The sequence below is a fragment of the Streptomyces sp. NPDC053432 genome, assembly GCF_055585365.1.
In genome coordinates this window covers 238,036-261,909 of the sequence record NZ_JBVJKF010000004.1, presented here as the reverse complement: position 1 = coordinate 261,909, position 23,874 = coordinate 238,036, and the positions used below count along the sequence as shown (strand labels likewise).

23 protein-coding genes are annotated in these 23,874 nt (G+C 70.6%); 13 read left to right on the top strand and 10 right to left on the bottom strand.

What is annotated here, in order from left to right:
* The 4 genes from ACZ6Y1_RS09515 to ACZ6Y1_RS09500 all read left to right on the top strand — a co-directional run bounded on the left by ACZ6Y1_RS09515 (position 1) and on the right by ACZ6Y1_RS09500 (position 3,314).
* Positions 1-498 carry a low molecular weight protein-tyrosine-phosphatase gene (locus ACZ6Y1_RS09515; protein WP_469625374.1) on the top strand — a complete coding sequence of 166 codons (498 nt, stop codon included), beginning with the start codon at positions 1-3 and terminating at the stop codon, positions 496-498.
* Positions 495-1,688 (top strand): cystathionine gamma-lyase, encoded by a 1,194-nt coding sequence (locus ACZ6Y1_RS09510; RefSeq protein WP_469625372.1) that lies wholly within the window; start codon positions 495-497, stop codon positions 1,686-1,688. The genes ACZ6Y1_RS09515 and ACZ6Y1_RS09510 overlap by 4 nt, the downstream gene beginning before the upstream one ends.
* Positions 1,689-1,878: 190 nt before the next feature.
* Positions 1,879-2,775, top strand: a complete 897-nt coding sequence (locus tag ACZ6Y1_RS09505; RefSeq protein WP_469625370.1) for a LysR family transcriptional regulator — start codon at positions 1,879-1,881, stop codon at positions 2,773-2,775.
* 59 nt (positions 2,776-2,834) lie between these two features.
* Positions 2,835-3,314: an NUDIX domain-containing protein gene (locus ACZ6Y1_RS09500; RefSeq protein WP_469625368.1), complete on the top strand. Its 480-nt coding sequence runs from the start codon at positions 2,835-2,837 to the stop codon at positions 3,312-3,314.
* A gap of 56 nt (positions 3,315-3,370) precedes the next feature.
* Here ACZ6Y1_RS09500 and ACZ6Y1_RS09495 read toward each other — a convergent pair whose 3' ends face one another.
* Together ACZ6Y1_RS09495 and ACZ6Y1_RS09490 are read right to left on the bottom strand one after the other, a co-directional pair.
* On the bottom strand, positions 3,371-4,558 hold the full coding sequence (locus tag ACZ6Y1_RS09495; RefSeq protein ID WP_469625366.1) for a globin domain-containing protein: 1,188 nt from the start codon (positions 4,556-4,558) through the stop codon (positions 3,371-3,373).
* A 143-nt stretch (positions 4,559-4,701) separates the two neighbouring features.
* On the bottom strand, positions 4,702-5,352 hold the full coding sequence (locus ACZ6Y1_RS09490) for an HAD family hydrolase (RefSeq protein ID WP_469625364.1): 651 nt from the start codon (positions 5,350-5,352) through the stop codon (positions 4,702-4,704).
* A gap of 172 nt (positions 5,353-5,524) precedes the next feature.
* Here ACZ6Y1_RS09490 and ACZ6Y1_RS09485 point away from each other — a divergent pair, with 172 nt between their 5' ends.
* From ACZ6Y1_RS09485 to ACZ6Y1_RS09475, 3 genes are read left to right on the top strand one after another with little or no spacing between them, the layout of a single operon-like run.
* Positions 5,525-6,418: a GNAT family N-acetyltransferase gene (locus ACZ6Y1_RS09485; protein WP_469625362.1), complete on the top strand. Its 894-nt coding sequence runs from the start codon at positions 5,525-5,527 to the stop codon at positions 6,416-6,418.
* 15 nt (positions 6,419-6,433) lie between these two features.
* Complete coding sequence (locus ACZ6Y1_RS09480; RefSeq protein WP_469625360.1) at positions 6,434-6,997, top strand: GNAT family N-acetyltransferase; 564 nt, start codon at positions 6,434-6,436, stop codon at positions 6,995-6,997.
* Between the two features lie 57 nt (positions 6,998-7,054).
* Complete coding sequence (locus ACZ6Y1_RS09475) at positions 7,055-8,230, top strand: winged helix DNA-binding domain-containing protein (RefSeq protein WP_469625359.1); 1,176 nt, start codon at positions 7,055-7,057, stop codon at positions 8,228-8,230.
* 24 nt (positions 8,231-8,254) lie between these two features.
* Here ACZ6Y1_RS09475 and ACZ6Y1_RS09470 read toward each other — a convergent pair whose 3' ends face one another.
* Positions 8,255-9,640 (bottom strand): serine hydrolase domain-containing protein, encoded by a 1,386-nt coding sequence (locus tag ACZ6Y1_RS09470; protein WP_469625357.1) that lies wholly within the window; start codon positions 9,638-9,640, stop codon positions 8,255-8,257.
* A gap of 9 nt (positions 9,641-9,649) precedes the next feature.
* A complete protein-coding gene (gene dnaB / locus ACZ6Y1_RS09465; RefSeq protein WP_469625739.1) occupies positions 9,650-11,119 on the bottom strand; it encodes a replicative DNA helicase in 1,470 nt (489 codons plus the stop codon).
* A 452-nt stretch (positions 11,120-11,571) separates the two neighbouring features.
* On the opposite strand from dnaB, the gene ACZ6Y1_RS09460 reads away from it, so the two are divergent.
* The gene (locus tag ACZ6Y1_RS09460) at positions 11,572-12,909 is read left to right on the top strand and encodes an MATE family efflux transporter (RefSeq protein WP_469625355.1); all 1,338 of its coding nucleotides are present in this window, start codon (positions 11,572-11,574) and stop codon (positions 12,907-12,909) included.
* A 120-nt stretch (positions 12,910-13,029) separates the two neighbouring features.
* Here the strand turns inward: ACZ6Y1_RS09460 and rplI are convergent, their stop codons facing one another.
* The 4 genes from rplI to rpsF all read right to left on the bottom strand — a co-directional run bounded on the left by rplI (position 13,030) and on the right by rpsF (position 14,731).
* Entirely contained in the window at positions 13,030-13,476 is a 447-nt protein-coding gene (gene rplI, locus ACZ6Y1_RS09455) for a 50S ribosomal protein L9 (protein WP_469625353.1), read from the bottom strand.
* A gap of 18 nt (positions 13,477-13,494) precedes the next feature.
* A complete protein-coding gene (gene rpsR, locus ACZ6Y1_RS09450; protein WP_005315025.1) occupies positions 13,495-13,731 on the bottom strand; it encodes a 30S ribosomal protein S18 in 237 nt (78 codons plus the stop codon).
* A gap of 43 nt (positions 13,732-13,774) precedes the next feature.
* Positions 13,775-14,368 carry a single-stranded DNA-binding protein gene (locus ACZ6Y1_RS09445; protein ID WP_469625351.1) on the bottom strand — a complete coding sequence of 198 codons (594 nt, stop codon included), beginning with the start codon at positions 14,366-14,368 and terminating at the stop codon, positions 13,775-13,777.
* Between the two features lie 72 nt (positions 14,369-14,440).
* On the bottom strand, positions 14,441-14,731 hold the full coding sequence (gene rpsF / locus ACZ6Y1_RS09440) for a 30S ribosomal protein S6 (protein ID WP_015034882.1): 291 nt from the start codon (positions 14,729-14,731) through the stop codon (positions 14,441-14,443).
* 249 nt (positions 14,732-14,980) lie between these two features.
* Between rpsF and ACZ6Y1_RS09435 the strand changes: the two genes are divergently transcribed.
* The 3 genes from ACZ6Y1_RS09435 (at position 14,981) to ACZ6Y1_RS09425 (ending at position 17,622) form a co-directional block, all read left to right on the top strand.
* Entirely contained in the window at positions 14,981-15,295 is a 315-nt protein-coding gene (locus tag ACZ6Y1_RS09435) for a hypothetical protein (protein WP_469625349.1), read from the top strand.
* Positions 15,296-15,435: 140 nt separating this feature from the next.
* Complete coding sequence (locus ACZ6Y1_RS09430; protein ID WP_469625346.1) at positions 15,436-16,554, top strand: lipid II:glycine glycyltransferase FemX; 1,119 nt, start codon at positions 15,436-15,438, stop codon at positions 16,552-16,554.
* A 36-nt stretch (positions 16,555-16,590) separates the two neighbouring features.
* Entirely contained in the window at positions 16,591-17,622 is a 1,032-nt protein-coding gene (locus tag ACZ6Y1_RS09425; RefSeq protein ID WP_469625344.1) for an alanine racemase, read from the top strand.
* 69 nt (positions 17,623-17,691) lie between these two features.
* On the opposite strand, the gene ACZ6Y1_RS09420 is transcribed toward ACZ6Y1_RS09425, so the two are convergent.
* Positions 17,692-19,152, bottom strand: coding sequence for a glycosyltransferase family 87 protein (locus ACZ6Y1_RS09420; protein WP_469625342.1), 1,461 nt, complete (start codon positions 19,150-19,152; stop codon positions 17,692-17,694).
* Between the two features lie 98 nt (positions 19,153-19,250).
* Positions 19,251-21,848 (bottom strand): transglycosylase domain-containing protein, encoded by a 2,598-nt coding sequence (locus tag ACZ6Y1_RS09415; protein WP_469625340.1) that lies wholly within the window; start codon positions 21,846-21,848, stop codon positions 19,251-19,253.
* A gap of 274 nt (positions 21,849-22,122) precedes the next feature.
* On the opposite strand from ACZ6Y1_RS09415, the gene ACZ6Y1_RS09410 reads away from it, so the two are divergent.
* A complete protein-coding gene (locus tag ACZ6Y1_RS09410) occupies positions 22,123-22,725 on the top strand; it encodes a PadR family transcriptional regulator (protein ID WP_136210355.1) in 603 nt (200 codons plus the stop codon).
* A 49-nt stretch (positions 22,726-22,774) separates the two neighbouring features.
* Positions 22,775-23,857, top strand: a complete 1,083-nt coding sequence (locus tag ACZ6Y1_RS09405) for an inositol-3-phosphate synthase (RefSeq protein ID WP_469625337.1) — start codon at positions 22,775-22,777, stop codon at positions 23,855-23,857.
* The last annotated feature ends 17 nt before the right edge of the window (positions 23,858-23,874 follow it).

The following is a 23,874-nucleotide window of genomic DNA, read 5'->3' as shown; positions in this document are numbered from 1 at the left end:
ATGTACCGCGTGTGCTTCGTCTGCACGGGCAACATCTGCCGCTCGCCCATGGCCGAGTCCGTCTTCCGCTCCCACGTCGCGGAGGCCGGGCTCGACGCCCTGGTCGAGGTGGACAGCGCCGGGACCGGCGGCTGGCACGAGGGCGACCCCGCCGACCCTCGCACCGTCTCCGTACTGGAGGCCGCCGGGTACGAGCAGGACCACCGGGCCCGGCAGTTCCGCTCCTCCTGGTTCGCCGGCCTCGACCTCGTCGTCGCCCTCGACGCCGGGCACCTGCGGGACCTCCGCGCCCTCGCGCCCACCCCGCGGGACGCCGCCAAGGTCAGGCTGCTGCGGTCCTTCGACCCGGCGGCCACGGCCGCGGACGGCGACGTACCCGACCCTTATTACGGGCCGCTCGACGGGTTCGAGGAATGCCTGGAGCTGGTCGAGGCGGCGAGCCCCGGCCTGCTGGAGGCCGTACGCGAGGCCCTGGCCCTGAAGGAGCAGACCGCATGAACGAGCACCCCGACCCGGGCACCGGACCCGGCACCACCCCCGATGCGGGCGACGCGGCGGCGACCCGGCTCGGCGAGGGCACCCGCGCCGTCCGGGCCGGACTGCCCGCTCCCGTCAAGAACGAACCGACCCTGCCCGGACCCGCCTTCGCCGCCCATTTCCACCTCCCCGGCGACGTCGAGGGCCCGTACACCTACGGCCGCGACACCAACCCCACCTGGACCCTGCTGGAACGGGCCATCGGGGAACTCGAAGCCCCCGGTCAGGACGTCCACACCGTCGTCTTCGCCTCCGGAATGGCCGCGGTCTCCGCCGTACTCCTCTCCCAGGCGCGCAGCGGCGACACCGTCGTCCTGCCCGACGACGGCTACCAGGCTCTGCCGCTGCTGCGCGAGCAGATGGAGGCGTACGGGATCCAGGTACGCACCGCTCCGACCGCCGGCGAAGCCCAGCTCACCGTCCTGGGCGGGGCCCGGCTGCTGTGGATCGAGACCCCTTCCAATCCCGGGCTCGACGTCTGCGACGTCCGCCGCCTCGTGGAGGCCGCGCACGCCGGCGGGACCCTGGTCGCCGTCGACAACACCCTGGCGACGCCCCTCGGGCAGCGGCCGCTGGAGCTGGGGGCGGACTTCTCCGTCGCCAGCGGCACCAAGGGCCTCACCGGCCACGGCGATCTGCTCCTCGGCTACGTGGTCTGCCGGGACGCCGGAACCGCCGACCTCGTCCGCCGCTGGCGCAAGATCGTCGGCGCGATCCCGGGCCCGATGGAGGCCTGGCTCGCCCACCGCTCGCTGGCCACCATCCAGCTGCGCGCCCAGCGCCAGTGGGCCAACGCGCTGGCCGTCGCCGAAGCCCTGGCCGGCCGTACCGAGGTGACCGGCGTGCGCTACCCGGGACTCGCCACGGACCCCTCGCACAAGACCGCCGCCCGCCAGATGCGCGCCTTCGGCTCGGTCGTCTCCTTCGCCCTGCCCGACCGCGCGCACGCGGAACGCTTCATGGACGCTCTGCACCTGGTCGAGGACGCCACGAGTTTCGGCTCCGTACGGTCCACCGCCGAACGCCGCGGACGATGGGGCGGGGACGCCGTGCCGGAGGGCTTCATCCGCTTCTCCGCCGGGGCCGAGGACACCGAGGACCTCGTCGCGGACGTCCTGCGAGCACTCGATTCCGCTGCCGACTGCAGCTGAACGGGCCCTGGAAAGCGGTCCGAGCCTCCCCCCTCATGGCTCGGACCGCCCGGGTTCATCGCGGGAGAAACACCGCCGAACCACCCGACAAGGCTAATTGACTCCGCGTCAGAGTCCAATCACGGTAACGACAGGGTGCTATCCGCATATTTATAGTTGAAGGCCCCCACCGAGAGGTCGAGGTGCTGCGATGGACCTGGCTCTGCTGCGCACCTTCGTCGCCGTCCACCGCGCCGGTTCCTTCACCCGCGCCGCCGCCCTCCTCGGTCTGTCCCAGCCGGCGGTCACCTCGCAGATCCGCACCCTCGAACGCCAGCTGGGCCGCCCCCTCTTCCACCGCCGCGCCCGGGGCGTCACCCCCACCGCCGTCGGCGACGAGCTCGCCCACAAGGCCGCCCCGCACCTCGACGCCCTGCTGCGGATCACCGAGACCGAGCGCGAGGTCGCCGGCGCGTTACGCACCCTCCACATCGCGGGTCCGCCGGAGTTCCTCGGCCTGCGGGTCCTGCCCGCCCTCGCACCGCTGGTCGGCCGCGGCCACACCCTGCGCGCCACCCTCCACCCCGGAGCCGAGGAGGCCCTGGACGGCCTCGCCGCCGGACACCACGACCTCGTCGTCACCACCGCCCGCCCGCGCGGCGGCCTCTTCACCGCCACCGCCCTGTGCGACGAGGAGCACGTTCTGGTCGCCGCGCCCTACTGGGCCGGCCTCGTGGACCGGGATCGGCTGCGCCAGGAGGGACCGGCCGCTCTCGACGGGATACCGCTCGTCGAGGTCCACGAGAGCCTGCCCCTCGCCACCCGCTACTGGGCCACCGTCTTCGAGGCACCGCCCGACTCCGCCGCCACCGTGGTCGCCCCCGACCTGCGCGCCGTACTGGAATGCGTGAAGTCCGGAGCCGGGCTCGCCGTGATCCCCCGCTACCTGTGCCGTGACGCCCTCGACAGCGGCCGGATCGTTGCCCTGGCGGAGCCCCCGGTCCCGCCGCTGCGCACGTGGTTCCTCGTCACACGGGCCGGCGGTCTCGCGCTCGCCCACCTCGCACGGGCCCACGAGCTGCTGCTGCGGGCCGCCGCGGACTGGTGAGTTCCCGTTCGAGACCCTTGGCGCGTTTCAGAAGCGGAGCGGCGGGCCACTCTTCTCCCATGACCGAACGTCCCGTGGTCAAACGCACCGCCCGCGCGATCCTGCTCGACGGTGACGACCTGATCCTCATCAAGCGCACCAAGCCCGGCGTCGATCCCTACTGGCTGACACCCGGCGGCGGAGTGGAGCCCTCGGACGCCACCGTCGTCGACGCCCTCCACCGCGAGGTCCACGAGGAACTCGGCGCGAAGATCACCGATGTGGTGCCCTGCTTCGTCGACACCGTCGAGCACATCGCCGACGGAGGAGTGACCGGCGTGAAGGTGCAGCACTTCTTCGTCTGCCACCTCGAATCCATGGACCCGAGCCAACGGCACGGCCCCGAGATCGACGAGCCCTCGGGCGAGTACGAGATCGTCCGCGTGCCCTTCAGCCGGGTCGGCATCGCCGCCGTCCACCTCGTCCCGCTGTCCTTGCGGCACTACCTCGACGGCAACATCGAGGGAGTACGCGCCATGCACGCCCCCGACCTCGGCTGAAGCGGTCTCCCCGGCCGGGGAGAGGCTTCCGGGGACCGGCGGGACTCCCGCCGGTCTCACACCGCGACGCCCGCCAGCTCCTCCACGGCGTCATGCCGGATCCGCTCGCCGGGGATCCCGATCCGCTTGAGCTCGTCCACCCCGTTGCGGATCATCGCCGGCGGTCCCGAGATGAACGCGTCGTACGAACTCCACGGCCCGTGCTCCCCCACGGCCTGCGGCAACTGTCCGGCCAGGGCGTCGCCGACCACCGGGCGCACCGACAGCCACGGATGCGTGCGCTGAAGCCCCAACAGGGTGTCCTTGTCGTAGAGGTCGTGGTCGCTGCGCGCCCCGTAGAACACCTCCACCGGCCGCCGCTCCCCGTGCTCGGCCACGTCCTCGATCAGTGCCCTGATGGGCGCGATGCCCGTACCGCCGCCCAGGCACAGCATCCCGTTGTCCGTGGTGTGGTCCACGATCATCGACCCGGCCGGCGGCCCCAGGCGCAGCACGTCTCCCGGGCGGGCATGGCGCACCAGTGCGTTGGAGACCCACCCCGCCGGAACGGCCTTGACGTGGAAGGACAGCAAACCGTCCGCGCGTGGCGCCGAGGCGAAGGAGTAGTGCCGCCACACCCGCGGCCACCAGGGTGTCTCCAGGCTCGTGTACTGGCCGGCCAGGAAGGTGTACGGCTGGTCGGGGCGGACCGTCAGCACGGCGATGTCCGGCGTGCGCAGCTCGTGGGAGACCACCTCCGCGTGCCACCACGCCGGCGCCCTCGTCTCGTCCTCGGCCGCCGCGTCGATCATGATCTGGGAGATCGCGGTGTACGCGCGCACCCAGGCGGCCTCGGTCTCCGGCCCCCAGCTCTGGTGCGCGTACCGGGCCAGCGCCCCGATCAGGGCCTCGCCGACCGCCGGGTAATGCCCGGCCATGGTCCCGTACTTTCGGTGCCCCGTGCCCAGGCGGCGCAGGTAGGGGGCGAGCACAGCCGGATTGTCGATGTGCTCGGCGGCGGTGAGCAGCGCCTTCAGCAGCCGGTCCCGCTGTACGTCCATGGCCGCGGGGAACATGCCCCGGACCTCCGGGTGTCCCGTGAACACCAATGCGTAGAAGTACGAGGTCACCCTGTCGGCGACCGGTGCGATCTCCGCGAGGGTCCGGCGGATGAGCACGGCGTCGGGCGAGGCCTCGGGCACCTCGCCCTCACCGGGTATCCGGGCCGTTCCCCGTCTGGCCGATCTGGTGGGCGGAGCGTCCATGCGGTGCCTCGCTTCGAGCATCTCGGTCGGGTTTGCACACGCCACGGCCTGTGAATCCGTGGATCCGGGCTTCACAGCGTGCCAGCCGACTCAGAGGCCTGGGGGGGATTGCGGAAAATCCGCGTTTCGAACCCACTTTCCTCTTAAGATGCTGCAACTCCCGGGCGTGCCGCCCCCACGAGCTGATATGCCTCTCTCAGGTCCCTGCCCTCGTACACATGGGTCGCGCGCTCCACCAGATGAGGCCGCGCGTTGACCGCCACGGAGACCCCGACGGCTTCGAAGAGCATGACGTCCGTCCGCGAATCCCCGTACGCGACACAGTCGCCCCGGCCCACCCCGAACCGCTCGCACAGCCGGTCCGCCACCGTGACCTTGCCCTCGGGCGTCAGGATCCCGGCCTCCTCCACCGGCCGCGTGAACGGCACCTCGGGGAAGACCGAACCGTGCGCGGCGTGCGCGCCCCACCCCAGCAGCAGCTCCACGAAGAACGACGGCGACAGGGAGATGACCGCGCAGTAGTCCCCGCGCTCCCGGATCTCCCGCCACACGTCCTGGATGCCCGCGAGCCAGGGGGCGCCGTCGAAGGCCGCCCGGACATGGGCGGGGGTCAGGTCCGCCCAGAGTGCGTGCGCCGCCACCGAGAACTGGTGCGGACCGATCTCCCCGGCACCGAAGGCCCGTTCGAGAGCGGCGATCTCGGCACCCACGCCGAGTTGACGGGAGATCTCGACCGGCGCCGCCGAGCCGTACATCAGCGTCCCGTCGAGGTCGAAGAGGTGCAGGAGGGTCATAGCGGTCGAGGCTAGCCGGTGCCCTCCCGCGGGACATCCTGTTTCGGGCTCGATGTTTCACGTGAAACATCGCCAACGTTTCACAGCGGGAACGTCCCAGCGGTAGCCGGGGGAGAAACATCGGCCCGAATCCCCTGGACTGACCCCCCGCCGATGATCCAGTCTGGGCCGGGTGACACCACCACACATCACCGACCTGCCGATCCGGGCGCTGAGCGTGGACGATCTCCGCCACTGCGCCGACCTGTCAGAAGACCGCGGCTGGCCACGCGAGGACCACAAATGGGGACTGCTCCTCGCCGCCGGAAACGGTTACGGCGTGGACGCCCCGGACGGCCTCGGACTCGCGGCCGCATGCGTCGTCACCCAGTACGGCAACACCCACGCCGGACCGGAGCTCGCCGCCATCGGGATGGTCCTGGTAGCGGGCCGTTACGCCCGCCAGGGCCTGGGGCGCCGCCTCATGGCACACGTCTGCGACGACGTTCTCAAGGGCGTTCCCATCACCCTGCACGCCACCCCCTACGGCCGCCCCCTCTACGAAGAACTCGGCTTCGACGCCACCGGCCGCGCCGAGATGCTCAAGGGCACCTTCCGCCCCGAAGCGAGCCCCGACGCCCACGGCACCCCTCGGATCCGGCCCGCCAACGCCGAGGACCTCCAGCGCATCCTGCGCCTGGACGCCGAGGTCTTCGGCACCGACCGCACCCACCTGATCATCCGGCTGCCCGCCTTCGCCGATCAGCTGCTGGTCGCCGAGGACCCCGCCGGCGACGGCACCCTCACGGGATACGCCGCGGCCTGGCCGAACATGGACACCCATGTCATCGGCCCACTGGTCGCCCGCGACATCGGCACCGCCCGGTCCCTCATCACCGCGCTCGCCGAGGGCACCGACCGGCCGCTGCGTACCGATGTCGACGTCCGCCACGAGGAACTGCTCGGCTGGCTCAAGGAGCGCGGCCTCGCCTCGATCGCCTTCAACGCCGTCATGACGCGCGGCATCCCTCAAGTGCCCGGTGACTGGACCCGCCGCTGGGCACCGCTCACCGTGGCCGCGGGCTGAGAAAGGAAACCCCCGATGACCAACACCCCGGACGACGCCCGGAACCCGGCGGGTCTCACGGAGACCGCCGCTCTCCCCGACACCGCCGGTCCCACCGACACCGCCGGTCCCACCGACACCGCCGACCCCGCCGGCCTGTCCATCCGCCCGGCCGGCGAGGCCGACCTGCCCGCCATCGTCGCCATGCTCGCCGACGACCCGCTCGGCGCCACCCGCGAATCCCCCGACGACCTCACCCCGTACCGCACGGCCCTCAAGCGCCTGGCCGACGACCCCAACCAGCACCTGGTCGTCGCCGTCCGCGCGGACCGGGTGGTCGGCACCCTCCAGCTGACGATCGTGCCGGGCCTGTCCCGCAAGGGGTCCACCCGCTCCATCATCGAAGGCGTCCGCGTCCACGCCGACGAGCGCGGCAGCGGCCTGGGCAGCCGGTTCATCGAGTGGGCCATCGAGAAGTCCCGCGCCGAGCACTGCGACCTCGTCCAGCTGACCTCCGACGCGACCCGGACCGACGCCCACCGCTTCTACGAGCGGCTCGGATTCACCGCTTCCCACGTCGGCTTCAAGCTCCAGCTCTGACGGCCCGGACCGGCAGGCCGGGCCGCACTGTCCGCGTCCCGGCCTACGATCGGGAGGATGAGCCCGAGCCTGCCCCTCGTCACCACCGCCGAGCGCCGCGACCGGCTCGGCCGGCGCCACCGGCTGGCCCCCTCGGCCCGCGCCGTCACGGTGCCCCAGGCGGCCGACGCCGTCGTCGCCCTGCACGCCACCGACGCCGCGACCGTCTTCCTCTCCGCCCGCGCCCGACTGGCCGGCGGCGGCCCCGACACCATCGAGCGGGCCCTGTACGAGGACGTCAGCCTCGTGCGGCTGCTCAGCATGCGCAACACGCTCTTCGCCGTCTCCGCCGAACTGGCTCCGTACGTCGACGCCTCCACCGCCCGCGCGATCGCCGCCAAGGAGCGCCGCACCCTCCTCAAGCACCTCAGCGACGACGGACAGGGCCTCGATGCCGACTGGCTGGCCCGGGCCGAAGCCGCCGCCCTGGACGCGCTCGACGCCCAGGGCCCCTCCACCGGCAGCCAGCTGTCCGCAGCCGTGGCGGCCATGCGCCAGAAGATCACCATCGGCCGCGGGAAGAAGTACGAGGCCGAGACGGGTGTCGCCACCCGGGTCATCCGCCTCCTCGCCGCCGACGGCCGTATCCGCCGCGACCGCCCGCGCGGATCCTGGACCTCCAGCCAGTTCCGCTGGGTCCACACCGAGCCGTGGCCCGCCCTCTCCGCCCCCGAGGCGCGCGCCGAGGTCGCCCGGCGCTGGCTCCACGCCTACGGCCCGGCCACCGAGGCCGACCTCAAGTGGTGGACCGGCTGGAACCTCACCGACGTCCGCAAGGCCCTCGCCGCCGTCGGTCCCGAGCAGGTCCGCCTCGACGACGGCACCACCGCCCTCGTCTGCCCCGGCGACACCGCGCCCGAGCCGGCCACCGAGCCCTGGGCCGCCCTCCTGCCCTGCCTCGACCCCACCGCCATGGGCTGGGCGGACCGTGGCTTCCACCTCGATCCCGCCCACCGGAGCGCGCTCTTCGACTACGCCGGCAACATCGGCCCCACCGTGTGGTGGAACGGCGAGATCGTCGGCGGCTGGGCCCAGCGGGCCGACGGCGAGATCGTCTGGCGGCTGCTGGCCGGCCGCGGCCGGGCCGCCGAGCAGGCGGTCACCGCCGAGGCCGAACGGCTCGCCGCATGGCTGGGAGCGGCCCGCATCACCCCGCGCTTCCGCACCCCGCTGGAGCGCGAACTCGTCGCCTGAGCCACCGGCCCCGCCGACGACACGTCAGCCGATGCCCCGCCAGCCCTGCGGATCCACCCCGCCCGGCACCGGGGCCCCGGCGTCGTACGGCTCCCGCGTGAACACGAAGGACGCCAGGTCGAGGTGGCTGACCGAGCCGTCCTCGCGGCGCACCGCCCGCAGCGTCTCCCTCGCGTAGTAGCCGGACAACCCCGTCCAGCTGCCGTCCGCCTCGGCCCGGAACCGCGCCGAGCGCCCCGACCCGCCCAGCGGCCCCAGTTCCATCGAGCCGTCCGCCTTCAGCCGCACCGCGTACGCCGAAGTCCCCCAGTACCAGGGGCCGCACAGCTCCAGCGGCACCCGGTCGGACTCCCGGAACGGCCTCCACGGCTCCGGGAACCGGGGCTCGGCATCCGCCACGATCGCCACCAGGTCTGCGGCCACCGTCGCCGCCGGCACCCCCGAGGTGCAGTTCGCGAGCACCACCGCCGCCACGTCGTCCGCCTCGCTCAGCCACAGCCCCGCCACGAACCCGGGCAGTGACCCGCTGTGCCCCGCCAGCCGACGCTCGCCCTGGGCCGCCAGCTGCATCCCCAGCCCGTATCCCAGATCGGCGAAGCCCGGTTCCGGCGGCGCCGCCGACGTGCGCATCTCCCGTACGGACTCCGCGCTCAGCACCCGCTCGTCCCCGCGCAGCAGGAAGTCCGCGAACCGCGCCAAGTCCCTTGTCGTGGACCACAGCTGACCGGCCGGAGCCATCAGGCCCAGGTCCTCCAGCGGCTCCGCCGACATGGCGTCCGCCCACGGGTGCACCGCCCAGCCGCCCGCGTGCGGGGCCTGCGGCGCCCCGCTCGTACGGCTCAGCCCCAGCGGCTCCAGCACCTCGGACCGCAGCACCTCCTCCCACGGCCTGCCGCGCAGCGCCTCGACGAGCGACCCCAGCAGCGTGTAACCGGGGTTGGAGTAGTGGTGCCGGCGCCCGGGCGTGTGCTTGAACGGCTCCGCGCCCAGTACGTCGGCCAGCTCGGGCCGCAGATCGCCCGGCGTGCGCTCCCACCACGGGCCCGGCGTCTCCGCCGCGAGCCCGCCGGTGTGCGCCAGCAGTTGGGCGATGGTCACCTCGCCGGCCCCGGTCCCGGGCAGATGGCGCTCCAGAGGATCCGCGAGCGACAGCAGCCCCTCGTCCCGCAGCCGCAGTACCAGCACGGCGGTGAAGGTCTTGCTGATCGACCCGATCCGGTACTGGACGTTCCCGTCCGGGCCATGGCCCTCGACGGAGGTCCGGGAGCCTTCCCAGACCACCTCCCCGCCCCGCACGACGGCCGCCACCACGGACGGCGCCCGCCCGGCGCTCTGCGCCACGGCGATCCGGTGCCTCAGCGCACGCCGGGTGGCAGGAAGGAGTTCCAGGTCCTCAGCAAGATCGTCCATGAGCGGATGCTACGTGTTGGCCATGTCCACGAACCGCGAATAATGGCCCTGGAAAGCCACGGTGATGGTGGCCGTGGGGCCGTTGCGGTGCTTCGCCACGATCAGGTCCGCCTCGCCCGCGCGCGGGGACTCCTTCTCGTACGCGTCCTCACGGTGCAGCAGGATCACCATGTCGGCGTCCTGCTCGATGGAGCCGGATTCACGCAGGTCGGAGACCATCGGCTTCTTGTCGGTGCGCTGCTCGGGACCACGGTTCAGCTGGGAGAGCGCGATCACGGGGACCTCGAGCTCCTTCGCCAGCAGCTTGAGGTTTCGGGACATGTCCGAGACCTCCTGCTGACGGCTCTCAGGACGGCGCGAACCACCCGACTGCATCAGCTGGAGGTAGTCGATGACCACGAGCGAGAGGTCGTTGCGCTGCTTGAGCCGACGGCACTTGGCGCGGATCTCCATCATCGACAGGTTGGGGGAGTCGTCGATGTACAGCGGGGCGGCGGAGACGTCCGGCATCCGGCGGGCCAGCCTGGTCCAGTCGTCGTCCGTCATCGTCCCCGAGCGCATGTGGTGCAGGGCCACGCGGGCCTCCGCCGAGAGCAGGCGCATCGCGATCTCGTTGCGTCCCATTTCGAGGGAGAAGATCACGCTGGGCAGGTTGGCCTTGATGGAGCAGGCGCGGGCGAAGTCCAGCGCGAGGGTGGACTTGCCCATCGCCGGGCGGGCGGCGATGACGATCATCTGGCCGGGGTGCAGGCCGTTGGTGAGCGAGTCGAGGTCCGTGAAGCCGGTCGGGACGCCCGACATCTGGCCGCTGCGGGAACCGATCGCCTCGATCTCGTCGAGCGCGCCCTCCATGATGTCGCCCAGCGGCAGGTAGTCCTCGGAGGTCCGCTGCTCGGTGACGGCGTAGATCTCGGCCTGGGCGCTGTTGACGATCTCGTCGACGTCGCCGTCGGCCGCATACCCCATCTGCGTGATCTTCGTACCGGCCGCGACCAGGCGTCGCAGGACCGCCCGCTCGTGGACGATCTCGGCGTAGTACTCGGCGTTGGCCGCCGTCGGCACGGACTGCACCAGCGTGTGCAGGTACGACGCCCCGCCGACCTTGCTGATCTCGCCGCGGCGGGTCAGCTCGGCGCCGACCGTGATCGGGTCGGCCGGCTCGCCCTTGGCGTACAGGTCGAGGATGGCCTGGTAGATCGTCTCGTGGGAGGGCCGGTAGAAGTCATGGCCCTTGATGACCTCGACGACGTCGGCGATGGCGTCCTTCGACAGCAGCATGCCGCCGAGGACGGACTGTTCGGCGTCGAGGTCCTGCGGGGGGACGCGCTCGAAGCCGCCGCCACCGCCGCCGCCGTCCCAGGAACCGCCCTCGCGGCCCCGGTCGTGCTGTTCGTCCCCGCGGCCTCGGCCCTCGCTGTTACGGCGCGGACGGGCGGGAAGACGGTCGCTCGGACCACTGTCGGCCCAGGGGTCGTCCATGGGCTCGGGCATGCTCACCGGGCCGCCTCCTCCCGTCCGCAGAGCGGACCTTGCCGTGCGACTCTTTCTACGACACGGCTCTGACATTTGGGGCACCCGAACCGGCTGTCGGCGAGTCGGGCAACGCACCACGGTAGGGCCGCGAGCGGCGTCAGCCAATCTTGTTATCCACAGGCTGTGTGGATGAGATGTGGACGACGGCGCCAATGCTGTGGGTAACTCCCCCGAAGCTGTGCACGGACCGGGGGACGACGCTGTGGACAAAATCACCTGCCCCCTCCACACACCCCACCTGACCTGCGAATTCTCTTGCCAACAGCACCTCATGGGAAAAATCTTGGCCACTGTCTCAAGATCACCACCAACGGGGCCGCGAGAACACCGTGATCGCCGAAAAGGTAAGGATCTAAAGGGCCTTGCATCCATTACCTGTGGAAGATTAGATTGAGCGCATGACACAGGCCCCCACAGCACCGAAGGCTGCGCCGAGACGCCACGACCGGGAGATCTTCGCCCTCGCCGTCCCCGCCTTCGGCGCACTCGTCGCCGAGCCCCTCTTCGTGCTGGCCGACAGCGCCATCGTGGGACACCTCGGCACCGCCCAGCTGGCCGGCCTCGGCATCGCCGCCGCTCTGCTCACCACCGCCGTGAGCGTCTTCGTCTTCCTCGCCTACGCCACCACCTCGGCCGTCGCCCGCCGGGTCGGCGCGGGCGACCTGCAGGGAGCCATCCGGCAGGGCATGGACGGCGTCTGGCTCGCCCTCCTGCTCGGCGCCGCCGTCATCGCCGTGGTCCTGCCCACGGCCCCCTGGCTCATCTCCCTCGTCGGGGCCTCCGACACCGTCGCCCCGCACGCGGTCACCTACCTGCGGATCTCCGCCCTCGGCATTCCGGCCATGCTCATGGTCCTCGCCGCCACCGGCGTCCTCCGCGGCCTGCAGGACACCCGCACGCCGCTCTACGTCGCCGTCGGCGGCTTCACCCTCAACGCCGTGCTGAACACCGCCCTCGTCTACGGCGCCGGGCTCGGCATCGCGGGCTCCGCCTGGGGCACCGTCCTGGCCCAGTGCGCCATGGCCGCCGCCTACCTCGTCGTGGTCGTACGCGGAGCCCGTCGGCACGGCGCCTCCCTGCGCCCCGACGCCGCGGGGATCAGGGCCTGCGCCCAGGCGGGGGCACCGCTGCTCGTCCGGACGCTGTCCCTGCGCGCCATCCTGCTGATCGCGACCGCCGTGGCCGCCCGGCTCGGCGACGCCGACATCGCCGCCCACCAGGTCCTGCTCTCCCTGTGGAGCCTGCTCGCCTTCGCGCTGGACGCCATCGCCATCGCCGGGCAGGCGATCATCGGCCGCTACCTGGGCGCCGGCGACACCGAGGGTGCCAAAACCGTCTGTCGGCGCATGGTCCAGTGGGGTATCGGCTCGGGCATCGCACTCGGCCTGCTGGTCGTCGTGGCCCGCCCGTTGCTGATCCCCCTCTTCACCAGCGATCCGGCCGTCGAGCACGCCATCCTGCCCGCCCTGCTGGTCGTCGCCCTCTCCCAGCCCATCGGCGGCGTGGTCTTCGTCCTCGACGGCGTCCTCATGGGCGCGGGCGACGGACCCTACCTGGCCCGGGCCATGCTGCTGACGCTCGCCGTGTTCGCCCCGGCCGCCCTGCTCGTCCCCGTCCTGGGCGGCGGCGTGACGGCCCTGTGGTGGGCCATGACGCTGATGCTGGCGGTCCGTATGGCCACGCTCCACCTGCGCGCCCGCTCGGGCCACTGGCTGGTCGCAGGAGCCACTCGCTGAACCCGTCCGGACCCGGGACTCAGAACCCGGGAGTCGGGAGCCGGGAGCCGGGCGATGTTTCACGTGAAACATGACGAAGGGCCGCACCCCGGTGGGGTGCGGCCCTTCGTTTCGCGGCCCTTAGGCGGCGACGACCTCGACGCCCACGTTCGCGGCCACGTCGGCGTGCAGACGCACGGAGACCTGGTACGAACCGAGGGTCTTGATCGGGGAGCCCAGCTCGACGCGGCGCTTGTCGACCTTCGGGCCACCCGAAGCCTCGATCGCCGTGGCGATGTCGGCCGGGGTCACGGAACCGAAGAGACGACCGGCGTCACCCGCGCGGGTGGCCAGACGGACCTTCACGCCCTCGAGCGTGGCCTTGACCTCGTTGGCCTGCTCGATGGTCGCGATCTCGTGGATCTTGCGGGCGCGGCGGATCTGCGCCACGTCCTTCTCGCCACCCTTGGTCCAGCGGATCGCGAAACCACGCGGGACCAGGTAGTTGCGAGCGTAACCGTCCTTGACGTCGACGACATCGCCGGCGGCACCGAGGCCAGAGACCTCGTGGGTCAGGATGATCTTCATTAGTCGGTCACCCTTTCCTTATCGCGCGGTGGACGTGTAGGGCAGCAGCGCCATCTCACGGCTGTTCTTCACGGCCGTGGCGACGTCACGCTGGTGCTGCGTGCAGTTGCCGGTAACGCGGCGGGCACGGATCTTGCCGCGGTCGGAAATGAACTTCCGCAGCATGTTCGTGTCCTTGTAGTCCACGTACGCGGTCTTGTCCTTGCAGAACGCGCAGACCTTCTTCTTAGGCTTGCGCACAGGCGGCTTCGCCATTGTGTCTCTCCTGTGTGATCAAGAAGTTTGGATGCGAGCTGCCCTAGAAGGGCGGCTCGTCCGAGTAGCCACCGCCGGAGCCGCCGGAGTTTCCACCCCAGCCGCCCCCGCCGCCGCCCTGCTGCTGGCCACCGGCCGGCGCGCTGGACGCCCACGGGTCGTCGGAGGGAGCTCCGCCGCCCTGCTGGCCGCCGCTGGGGGCTCCGCCCCAGCCACCGCCGCCGCCCTGCTGCTGACCGCCGCCGCCGCCGTATCCACCCTGGCCACCGCGACCCGTGGTCTTGGCGACCTTGGCCGTGGCGTTGCGCAGGCTGGGGCCGACTTCCTCGACGTCCAGCTCGTAGACCGTGCGCTTGACACCCTCACGGTCCTCGTACGACCGCTGCCTCAGCCGGCCCTGCACGATGACGCGCATGCCCCGCTGGAGGGACTCGGCGACGTTCTCCGCCGCCTGCCGCCACACCGAGCAGGTCAGGAACAGGCTCTCGCCGTCCTTCCACTCGTTGGTCTGACGGTCGAAGGTGCGGGGGGTGGACGCGACACGGAACTTCGCGACCGCCGCACCCGAGGGGGTGAAGCGCAGCTCGGGGTCGTCGACGAGATTGCCGACGACCGTGATGACGGTCTCGCCTGCCATGGATGAACCTCTCGGCGGGGATTGCTGCTGGGCTGCTGTGCTACTCGATCCCGATTACCGCTGAACCGGAGTTCAGTGGGTCTCGGGGCGAAGGACCTTGGTCCGGAGAACCGACTCGTTCAGGTTCAGCTGTCGGTCAAGCTCCTTGACGACCGCAGGCTCGGCCTGGAGGTCGATGACCGAGTAGATGCCCTCGGGCTTCTTCTTGATCTCGTAAGCGAGACGACGACGGCCCCAGGTGTCGACCTTCTCGACCTTTCCGTTGCCCTCACGGACGACGGAGAGGAAGTTCTCGATCAGCGGGGAGACAGCGCGCTCCTCGAGATCGGGGTCGAGGATGACCATCACTTCGTAGTGACGCATGTGGAACCCACCTCCTTTGGACTCAGCGGCCACGGTCGTTCCGTGGCAGGAGGGTCGTGATGCGTGCGCACGGCGTCCGAAAGCAGACACCGCGCAGCTGTACAGACTACCTGCTCGACTCCTTCCGGTTGAAATCCGGCGCCAGGGGGACACAATCTGTATCCATCGGGTGTGCTCGGTGCTATGCCCCCGGCCCCGGCCGGAGGCGGGCCCGAGCACCGCTCTGCGTCAGCCAGGAGGTGCCTTCCGATGGCACAGGCCATGCAACCCCAGTCCCAGCCCCCTCCGATCTCGCTGCTGTCCACCGACGGCAAGCCCCACCCGCTGCAGGACACCCTGATGGCGGTCACCCTGGTCCTCGGAGCCGTGGCGTTCATCACGGCCTTCTTCCACAACCTGCACCTGCTCACCACGTGGGCCGGGCTGATCGGAATCGTGTCCGGCCTGTACGGACAGTTCGTATCCGTCACGACACGCGAGCGCTTCGCACTGATCATCGGCCTTGGCGCGTCTGCCATCGGCTTCTTCATCGGCATGTTCCACGGCGGCCTCTTCGGCGGCTGACAGGGCCCCGCGGGACGCTCCTGCGGCGGGGCGCCGGCCGAGCATCGGCCCGGGCCCCGGCACGTCCCCCAGATGGGTGGCGCCCCTGTCGCAGTAGGCTTCGCGCCATAGCCAGCGAAGTCGCCGGAGGAGCACCCCGCATGAGCCTGTCCCTGAGGACCATCAGCCGAGAGCAGCATCTGGCGTACCTCCAGAGTCTGCCGTCGGCTAGCCACTGCCAGGTCCCGGCATGGGCCGACGTCAAGAACGAATGGCGTTCGGAGAACCTCGGCTGGTTCGACAACGCCGGCGAACTCGTCGGAGCCGCGCTGGTGCTGTACCGGCAGCTGCCCAAGGTGAAGCGGTACCTCGCGTACCTGCCCGAGGGCCCGGTCATCAACTGGTACGCCCCCAACCTGGAGGAATGGCTCCAGCCGATGCTGGCGCACCTCAAGCAGCAGGGCGCCTTCACCGTGAAGATGGGCCCGCCCGTCGTCATCCGCCGCTGGAACGCCGCCGCCATCAAGGCCGGCATCCAGGACCCCGAGGTCAAGCGGCTGCGCGACGTCGAGGCCTCGCACATCGAGCCCCGCGCCTTCGAGGTGTCCGACAAGCTGCGCCGCATGGGCTGGCAGCAGGCCGAGGACGGCGGCGCCGGCTTCGGTGACGTCCAGCCGCGCTACGTCTTCCAGGTGCCGCTGGCCAACCGCTCGCTGGACGACGTCCTCAAGGGCTTCAACCAGCTGTGGCGCCGCAACATCAAGAAGGCCGAGAAGGCCGGCGTCGAGGTCGTCCAGGGCGGCTACGACGACCTGCCGACCTGGCAGCACCTGTACGAGATCACGGCCGAGCGCGACAAGTTCCGCCCGCGCCCGCTCAGCTACTTCCAGCGCCAGTGGACGGCCCTCAACAGCGAGGACCCCAACCGGATGCGGCTGTACATCGCCAAGCACGAGGGGGAGCCGCTGGCCGCCGCCACGATGCTCACCGTCGGCCAGCACGTCTGGTACTCGTACGGCGCGTCCGCCAACCACAAGCGCGAGGTCCGCCCGTCGAACGCGATGCAGTGGCGGATGCTGCGCGATTCGTACGCACTCGGTGCCAGCGTCTACGACCTGCGCGGCATCTCTGACACGCTGGACGAGAACGACCACCTGTTCGGGCTGATCCAGTTCAAGGTCGGCACGGGCGGCGAGGCCGTCGAGTACGTCGGCGAGTGGGACTTCCCGCTCAACAAGGTGCTCCACAAGGCGCTCGACATCTACATGTCGCGCCGCTGACCCCACCCCACCCCACACGAGAGGCACCGGACGGGCATGGCGCTCACGCTCTACGTCGACACCGCGCGCTGGCGTACGCACCAGAAGCAGGTCATGGACCAGTTCCCCGGACTGATCCCGGTCTGCAAGGGCAACGGCTACGGCTTCGGCCACGAGCGGCTGTGCGAGGAGGCGACCCGAATGGGCGCCGACATCCTCGCTGTCGGCACCACGTACGAGGCCGCGAGCATCAAGGACCTGTTCGGCGGTGACCTGCTGGTCCTGACGCCCTTCCGGCGCGGTGAGGACCCGGTGCCGCTGCCGGACCGGGTCATCCGCTCGGTGGCCTCGCTGGACGGGGTCCGCGGCCTGGTCGGCGCCCGGGTGGTCATCGAGTGCATGAGCTCGATGCGCCGCCACGGCATCTCCGAGCAGGACCTGGGGCAGCTGCACGCCGCGATCGAGGACGTCCGGCTGGAGGGCTTCGCCCTGCACCTGCCGCTGGACCGCCCGGACGGCTCGGACGCCGTCGAGGAGGTCATCGGCTGGATGGACCGGCTGCGCGCGGCCCGGCTCCCGCTGCACACCATGTTCGTCAGCCACTTGCGGGCCGAGGAACTGGCGCGGCTGCAGCAGCAGTTCCCGCAGACCCGCTTCCGGGCGCGTATCGGCACCCGGCTGTGGCTGGGCGACCACGAGGCGACCGAGTACCGCGGTTCGGTCCTGGACGTCACGCGCGTCGCCAAGGGCGACCGCTTCGGCTACCGCCAGCAGAAGGCCGCCTCCGACGGCTGGCTGGTCGTGGTCGCCGGCGGCACCTCGCACGGGGTGGGCCTGGAGGCCCCCAAGGCCCTGCACGGCGTGATGCCGCGAGCCAAGGGCGTCGCCCGGGCCGGCCTGGCCACGGTCAACCGGAACCTCTCGCCGTTCGTGTGGGCGGGCAAGCAGCGCTGGTTCGCGGAGCCGCCGCACATGCAGGTGTCGATCCTCTTCGTGCCGTCCGACACGACCGAGCCGAAGGTCGGCGACGAGCTCGTGGCGCACCTGCGGCACACCACCACGCAGTTCGACCGGGTGCTCGACGCCTGAGAGGCCTGACAGGCCCGACAGGCCTGGGACGCCGACGGGCCGCGGCCCGTCGGCCGCGGCCCGTACCGCTCAGCCCTCGGGGCCCTTGCCCCAGTCGACCCGCTGTCCCTCCGAGGGCGTCGCGTTCCGCGGCGCCCTCGCCGCGTCCGACAGCACGAACACGTCCTCGGCCCCGTCCAGGACGCCTCCCGAGGGGTCGTCCAAGCCGTCGCGCCGTACGACGTCCCGCTCGGGCATGAGGATGTCGCGGACCACGACCGCGCACAGGTACAGGGTGGCCAGCAGGTGGGCGGTGATCGCCAGCTGGTAGCCCTCCACGGGAAGGCCCTGGTGCTTGTCGGCGCTGGTCGTGTAGGCGAGGTAGAACCAGATCCCGAGGAAGTACACGACCTCGCCGGCCTGCCAGATCAGGAAGTCCCGCCAGCGGGGCCGGGCCAGCGCGGCGAGGGGGATGAGCCACAGCACGTACTGCGGCGAGTAGACCTTGTTGGCCAGGATGAAGGCGGCGACGACGAGGAAGGCCAGCTGGGCGAAGCGGGGGCGCCTCGGGGCGGTCAGCGTCAGCAGTCCGATGGCGCCGCACATCAGGAGCGTCAGCCCGGTCGCGTACGTGTTGGCGTCGTGCAGGGGGTTGCCCGTGCGCTGGGAGATCAGCAGCCACACGGAACCGAAGTCGATCGGCCGTTCCTGGCTGAAGGTGTAGAACTTCGACCAGCCGTCCCATGCCAGGATCAACACCGGCAGGTCCACCACGAGCCAGGCGGCGGCCGCGCCGAGGGCCGCGGCGCCGAACGCTCGCCACTTCCCGGCGCGCCAGCAGAGCACGAAGAGCACCCCGAGGAGCAGGACGGGGTAGAGCTTGGCGGCGGTGGCCAGGCCGATGAAGACGCCGAAGAGCACCGTCCGGCCCCGGGACCACATGAGCATTCCGGCGGCCGTCAGGGCGATGGCCAGCAGGTCCCAGTTGATCGTCGCGGTGAGGGCGAAGGCCGGCGCGAGGGCGAAGAGCAGGGCGTCCCAGGGCCGGCGGCGGTGGGTGCGGGCCACGCACACGGCGATGACGGCGGCGCAGGCCATCAGCATGCCCGCGTTGACCATCCAGTACATCTGCTCGCGGTGCTGCATGGAGCCGCTGCCCGGGGTCAGCCAGGAGGCGACCTCCATGAAGAGCCCGGTGAGCACCGGGTACTCCAGGTACTCCATGTCGCCGGGGAGCCGGTCGAAGTAGGGCGTGAGGTTGTCGGCGAAGCCGCGGGCCGCGAACAGGTGCGGGATGTCGGAGTAGCAGGCGTGGGTGTACTGCGAGCCCGCGCCCCGGAACCACGCCCAGTCGTAGCAGGGCAGTTTCTGCACCATGCCGAGGGCGAACATGCCGAGCGCGAGCAGGACCACGACCCGGACCGGCCCCAGCCAGTGTCCGCCGAGCCGCGCGTAGCGGCCGAGGGGGCCGCCGATGAACTCGCTTCCGGCTGCGGCGACCTCGTCCTGCTGCGTGGGCAGTACGGGACGGTCCTCGTGCACCTTGGTCATGGGGGTCATCCTGCCGTACCGGGCCGGACATGGGGGAAGGCCGTCGCACCGGGTGCGACGGCCTTCCCCCGTCCATGTGCCGGGACCGGCCCGGCCCGTCACTCGGGCGCGGACTGCACTCCCGTGGTGAGGCCTCCCGGCCGGCCGGGTCTGCCGCCGGTGGCCGTGGCCGTCGGCGATCCGCTGGGTCCGCCGTCGACGCCGCCGATCACCCCGCCCGAGGTGCTGGGCGAGGGGTCCGGGTCGCAGTACAGCTCCCACGGCTTGCAGGGCTTGCCGCCCTTGGAGGGCGAGGGACGGCCCGACGGCGTGAGCGACGGGGAGGGCGTCGGCGAGGCCGACGGCGACGGCGGGGCCGAGGGCGTGGGGGAGGGGGCTCCGGAGGCGTTCGCGACGACGCCGCTGTCCTGGGGCTCGGGGAACTTCGTCGCCGGGGTGCCCTTGACCGCTTCCATCATGTATTCGGTCCAGATCTCGGCCGGGATGTCACCACCGTGGATGGAGGGGATGTCGCCGACGCCCTTCATGGACTGCAGGGCCTTGTCGGCCGAGTTGGGGTCGCTGCGGAAGAGGACCACGGAGGTGGAGAGCTCCGGGGTGTAGCCGACGAACCACGCCGACTTGTTGAAGTCGGTGGTACCGGTCTTGCCCGCGGCGGGCCGGCCCAGCTTCTTGACCTTGGTCGCGGTGCCGTTCTGGACGACGTTCTCGAGGACCTTGGTGATGTTGTCGGCGACGGAGTTGTCCATGGCCCGCTGGGCCTTGGTCGGCTCGAAGCCGGGCAGCGGCACGCCGTTCTTCTCGACCTTGGTCACGGAGAACGGCTCGTGGTGCGTGCCGGAAGCCGCGAACGTGGCGTACGAGTCGGCCATGCGGATGGCGCTGGGGGTGGAGGTACCGAGCGCGAAGGAGGCGTCGTTGGCCTGGCTCATCGAGTCCGGGAGCAGGCCCGTGGACTCGGCCACCTTGCGGACCTTGTCGTGGCCGACGTCGAAGACGAGCTGGGCGAACGGGACGTTGATGGACTTCTCCATCGCCTCGTTGAGGGTCACGTACCCGTAGGCGGTCGGGCTCTCGTTCTTCTGCCTGAACGGGGTGCCGTCCTTGCCGCGCAGCGGCACGCCGTCACGGTTGTTGATCACGGTGAGGTCGTTGGCCTGGTACTTGCTCTCGGCCGAGATGCCCTTGCCGTTCGAGTTCTGCGTGCCGTACTGCATGGCCGCCGCGAGCACGTACGGCTTCCAGGTCGAGCCGACCGGGACACCGGTCGTGTTGGCGTTGTTGCTGAAGTACTTGTGGTCCCAGCCCGGGCCGCCGTAGAGGGCCACGAGCGCGCCGGTCTTCGCGTTCACGGAGGCCGCGCCGAACTGGACGAAGGTGTCGGTGTCCGGGCGCTTCTTCTCGTCGATGAGGCCGTTGCGGGTGTCCTCGACGGCCTTGGCCAGGGCATCCACCTTCGGCTTCTCGAAGGTGGTCGTGATCTCGTACCCGCCCAGGGCCATCTGCTCGGCGGTGATGTTCTTGGTCTTCATCACGTACGCCTTGGCCGTGTCGACCAGGTAGCCGATCTGGCCGGTCATCCCGCGGGCCTGCGCCGACTCGACGCGGGCGGGGAAGTCCTTGTCCGCGTACTTCGCCCGCTCGGCCTTGTCCATCCGGCCCACCTCGACCTCGCGGTCCAGGACCCAGGCCCAGCGCTTGCGGGCGCGCTGCTCGTTGAGCTCGGGGGTGGCCGCCGCGCCGATGCCGCCGTCCGGGTTGTACAGGTTGGGGCCCTTGAGCACGGAGGCCAGGAAGGCGCACTCCGACGGGTTCAGGTCCTTGCTGTCCTTGCCGAAGTAGGCGCGGGCCGCGGCCTGGATGCCGTAGGCGTCCCGTCCGTAGTAGGCGGTGTTGAGGTAGCCGGCGAGGACGGTGTCCTTCTCCTCGGTCGTGCCCAGCTTTATCGCGATGAAGAGCTCGGTGACCTTGCGCTTGAGCGTCTGCTCGGAGTCCAGGTACGTGTTCTTCACGTACTGCTGGGTGATGGTCGAGCCGCCCTGGGTGGAGCCGCCCGTGGCCATGTTCCACACGGCGCGGGCGATGCCCATCGGGTCGACGCCCTTGTCCGTCTCGAAGGACTCGTTCTCCGCGGAGATCACCGCGTCCCTCATCGACCGGGGAATGCTGGAGATCGGCACGATCTGCCGGTTCATCGAACCGCCGGTTGCCACCATCTGTTCGCCGTTGGCCCACTTGAACACGTTGTTCTGCGCCTGGGCGGCCTTGTTCGGGTCGGGCGTGTTCACCATGGCGATGCCGATGCCCGCGCCGGCGATGATGATCGAGAAGAAGCCCAGGGCCGTACCGCCGACGAGCTTCCAGGACGGCAGGAAGCGTTTCCAGCCCTCCCGGTCCGACCGCGGGTAGTTGATCAGCCGCTTGTCGGGACGGGCCGCACCGCGACCGGCGTTCCCCGCACCACCGCCCGCGCTCCCGGAGCCCCTGCCGCGCCCCCCGGATGCTCTCTGGCCGGCCCGGCGCGTTCCCGATCTGCCGCCGTGTGCGGAGGGTTCCGGATAGGGGCCGCTGTGTGACGCCGTGGGGACGTCACGTCCGGTCCCGGCGCCCCTGCCGGGGCGCTGCTGGGCGGCCCGGCGGGCCTCGGCCCGCCCGCCACTCTGGGGCTGCGACGGTTTGCGGCGGTGCTCGCTCATCGAACGACTACTCCTCGGGCAGGCGAGTGGCCTGGAAGCGGCAGATGAATTCCGGTTCGCCCGGTGTCATGGCGCACAGACTACGCACGGTCAAAACCCGACCAGTGCCGAAGTTCACCCCAAATCAGGCAAGCTGCCTCCTACGAATTGGTGATGTGATGCCGGTCACTACGCCGCCACTTGTCGACCGGGGCAGGCCGTTCTATCGTCTGGATGTATCGAGCCGATACATCAGCTCGGTATAAAGACACAGGGTCGAAGGGGAGGTAGGCGGATGAGCAGGCGCTCAGGCATCCTCGAATTCGCCGTCCTCGGCCTGCTCCGCGAATCCCCCATGCACGGCTACGAGCTGCGCAAGCGGCTCAACACCTCGCTTGGGGTCTTCAGAGCCTTCAGCTACGGGACGCTCTACCCCTGTCTCAAGACGCTGGTCGCCAACGGCTGGTTGATCGAAGAGCCGGGCAACGCTCCGGAGGACGCCCTCGCCGCTTCACTCGCAGGGCGCCGCGCCAAGATCGTCTACCGGTTGACGGCCGCCGGGAAGGAGCACTTCGAAGAGCTCCTCTCCCACACCGGCCCCGACACCTGGGAGGACGAGTCCTTCGCCGCCCGCTTCGCCTTCTTCGGCCAGACCGAACGAGAGGTGCGCATGCGGGTCCTGGAGGGCCGCCGCAGCCGGCTGGAGGAGCGTCTGGAGAAGATGCGCGCCTCACTGGCCCGCACGCGGGAGCGCCTCGACGACTACACGCTCGAGCTGCAGCGGCACGGCATGGAGTCCGTGGAGCGCGAAGTGCGCTGGCTGAACGAGCTCATCGAGAGCGAGCGGGCGGGACGGGATCAGAGACGACCCGGTCCGTCCGACGAAACTGCAAAATGAGGCCTGCATCTCGCAGCCCTCGTCCGAGAACAAACAGGGAGCAACCGGAATGGGTTCGGTTCGCGTAGCCATCGTCGGCGTAGGCAACTGCGCCGCCTCGCTGGTGCAGGGCGTCGAGTACTACAAGGACGCCGACCCGGCGGCCAAGGTCCCCGGTCTGATGCACGTCCAGTTCGGCGACTACCACGTGCGTGACATCGAGTTCGTCGCCGCGTTCGACGTCGACGCGAAGAAGGTCGGCCTCGACCTCTCGGACGCCATCGGCGCCAGCGAGAACAACACCATCAAGATCTGCGACGTCCCGAACGCGGGCGTGACGGTCCAGCGCGGCCACACCCTGGACGGCCTGGGCAAGTACTACCGCCAGACGATCGAGGAGTCCGCCGAGGCCCCGGTCGACGTGGTCCAGGTCCTCAAGGACCGCGAGGTCGACGTCCTGATCTGCTACCTGCCCGTCGGTTCCGAGGACGCGGCGAAGTTCTACGCCCAGTGCGCCATCGACGCCAAGGTCGCCTTCGTCAACGCCCTCCCGGTCTTCATCGCCGGCACCAAGGAGTGGGCCGACAAGTTCACCGAGGCCGGTGTCCCGATCGTCGGCGACGACATCAAGTCGCAGGTCGGCGCCACCATCACGCACCGCGTGATGGCCAAGCTGTTCGAGGACCGCGGTGTCCGTCTCGAGCGCACCATGCAGCTCAACGTGGGCGGCAACATGGACTTCAAGAACATGCTCGAGCGCGAGCGCCTGGAGTCGAAGAAGATCTCCAAGACGCAGGCCGTCACCTCGCAGATCCCCGACCGCGAGCTCGGCGACAAGAACGTCCACATCGGCCCGTCCGACTACGTCGCGTGGCTCGACGACCGCAAGTGGGCCTACGTCCGCCTCGAGGGCCGCGCCTTCGGCGACGTCCCGCTGAACCTCGAGTACAAGCTCGAGGTGTGGGACTCCCCGAACTCCGCCGGTGTCATCATCGACGCCCTGCGCGCCGCGAAGATCGCCAAGGACCGCGGTATCGGCGGCCCGATCCTGTCGGCGTCCAGCTACTTCATGAAGTCCCCGCCGGTCCAGTACTTCGACGACGAGGCCCTGGCCAACGTCGAGAAGTTCATCAAGGGCGAGGTCGAGCGCTAGCCGAACCCCCAAGGGTC

Coding starts and splice junctions, on each gene's coding strand:
- ACZ6Y1_RS09515 (WP_469625374.1), top strand. CDS start 1: ATGTACCGCGTGTGCTTCGTCTGCACGGGCAACATCTGCCGCTCGCCC.
- ACZ6Y1_RS09510 (WP_469625372.1), top strand. CDS start 495: ATGAACGAGCACCCCGACCCGGGCACCGGACCCGGCACCACCCCCGAT.
- ACZ6Y1_RS09505 (WP_469625370.1), top strand. CDS start 1,879: ATGGACCTGGCTCTGCTGCGCACCTTCGTCGCCGTCCACCGCGCCGGT.
- ACZ6Y1_RS09500 (WP_469625368.1), top strand. CDS start 2,835: ATGACCGAACGTCCCGTGGTCAAACGCACCGCCCGCGCGATCCTGCTC.
- ACZ6Y1_RS09495 (WP_469625366.1), bottom strand. CDS start 4,558: ATGGACGCTCCGCCCACCAGATCGGCCAGACGGGGAACGGCCCGGATA.
- ACZ6Y1_RS09490 (WP_469625364.1), bottom strand. CDS start 5,352: ATGACCCTCCTGCACCTCTTCGACCTCGACGGGACGCTGATGTACGGC.
- ACZ6Y1_RS09480 (WP_469625360.1), top strand. CDS start 6,434: ATGACCAACACCCCGGACGACGCCCGGAACCCGGCGGGTCTCACGGAG.
- ACZ6Y1_RS09475 (WP_469625359.1), top strand. CDS start 7,055: ATGAGCCCGAGCCTGCCCCTCGTCACCACCGCCGAGCGCCGCGACCGG.
- ACZ6Y1_RS09470 (WP_469625357.1), bottom strand. CDS start 9,640: ATGGACGATCTTGCTGAGGACCTGGAACTCCTTCCTGCCACCCGGCGT.
- dnaB (WP_469625739.1), bottom strand. CDS start 11,119: ATGGACGACCCCTGGGCCGACAGTGGTCCGAGCGACCGTCTTCCCGCC.
- ACZ6Y1_RS09460 (WP_469625355.1), top strand. CDS start 11,572: ATGACACAGGCCCCCACAGCACCGAAGGCTGCGCCGAGACGCCACGAC.
- rplI (WP_469625353.1), bottom strand. CDS start 13,476: ATGAAGATCATCCTGACCCACGAGGTCTCTGGCCTCGGTGCCGCCGGC.
- rpsR (WP_005315025.1), bottom strand. CDS start 13,731: ATGGCGAAGCCGCCTGTGCGCAAGCCTAAGAAGAAGGTCTGCGCGTTC.
- ACZ6Y1_RS09445 (WP_469625351.1), bottom strand. CDS start 14,368: ATGGCAGGCGAGACCGTCATCACGGTCGTCGGCAATCTCGTCGACGAC.
- rpsF (WP_015034882.1), bottom strand. CDS start 14,731: ATGCGTCACTACGAAGTGATGGTCATCCTCGACCCCGATCTCGAGGAG.
- ACZ6Y1_RS09435 (WP_469625349.1), top strand. CDS start 14,981: ATGGCACAGGCCATGCAACCCCAGTCCCAGCCCCCTCCGATCTCGCTG.
- ACZ6Y1_RS09430 (WP_469625346.1), top strand. CDS start 15,436: ATGAGCCTGTCCCTGAGGACCATCAGCCGAGAGCAGCATCTGGCGTAC.
- ACZ6Y1_RS09425 (WP_469625344.1), top strand. CDS start 16,591: ATGGCGCTCACGCTCTACGTCGACACCGCGCGCTGGCGTACGCACCAG.
- ACZ6Y1_RS09420 (WP_469625342.1), bottom strand. CDS start 19,152: ATGACCAAGGTGCACGAGGACCGTCCCGTACTGCCCACGCAGCAGGAC.
- ACZ6Y1_RS09415 (WP_469625340.1), bottom strand. CDS start 21,848: ATGAGCGAGCACCGCCGCAAACCGTCGCAGCCCCAGAGTGGCGGGCGG.
- ACZ6Y1_RS09410 (WP_136210355.1), top strand. CDS start 22,123: ATGAGCAGGCGCTCAGGCATCCTCGAATTCGCCGTCCTCGGCCTGCTC.
- ACZ6Y1_RS09405 (WP_469625337.1), top strand. CDS start 22,775: ATGGGTTCGGTTCGCGTAGCCATCGTCGGCGTAGGCAACTGCGCCGCC.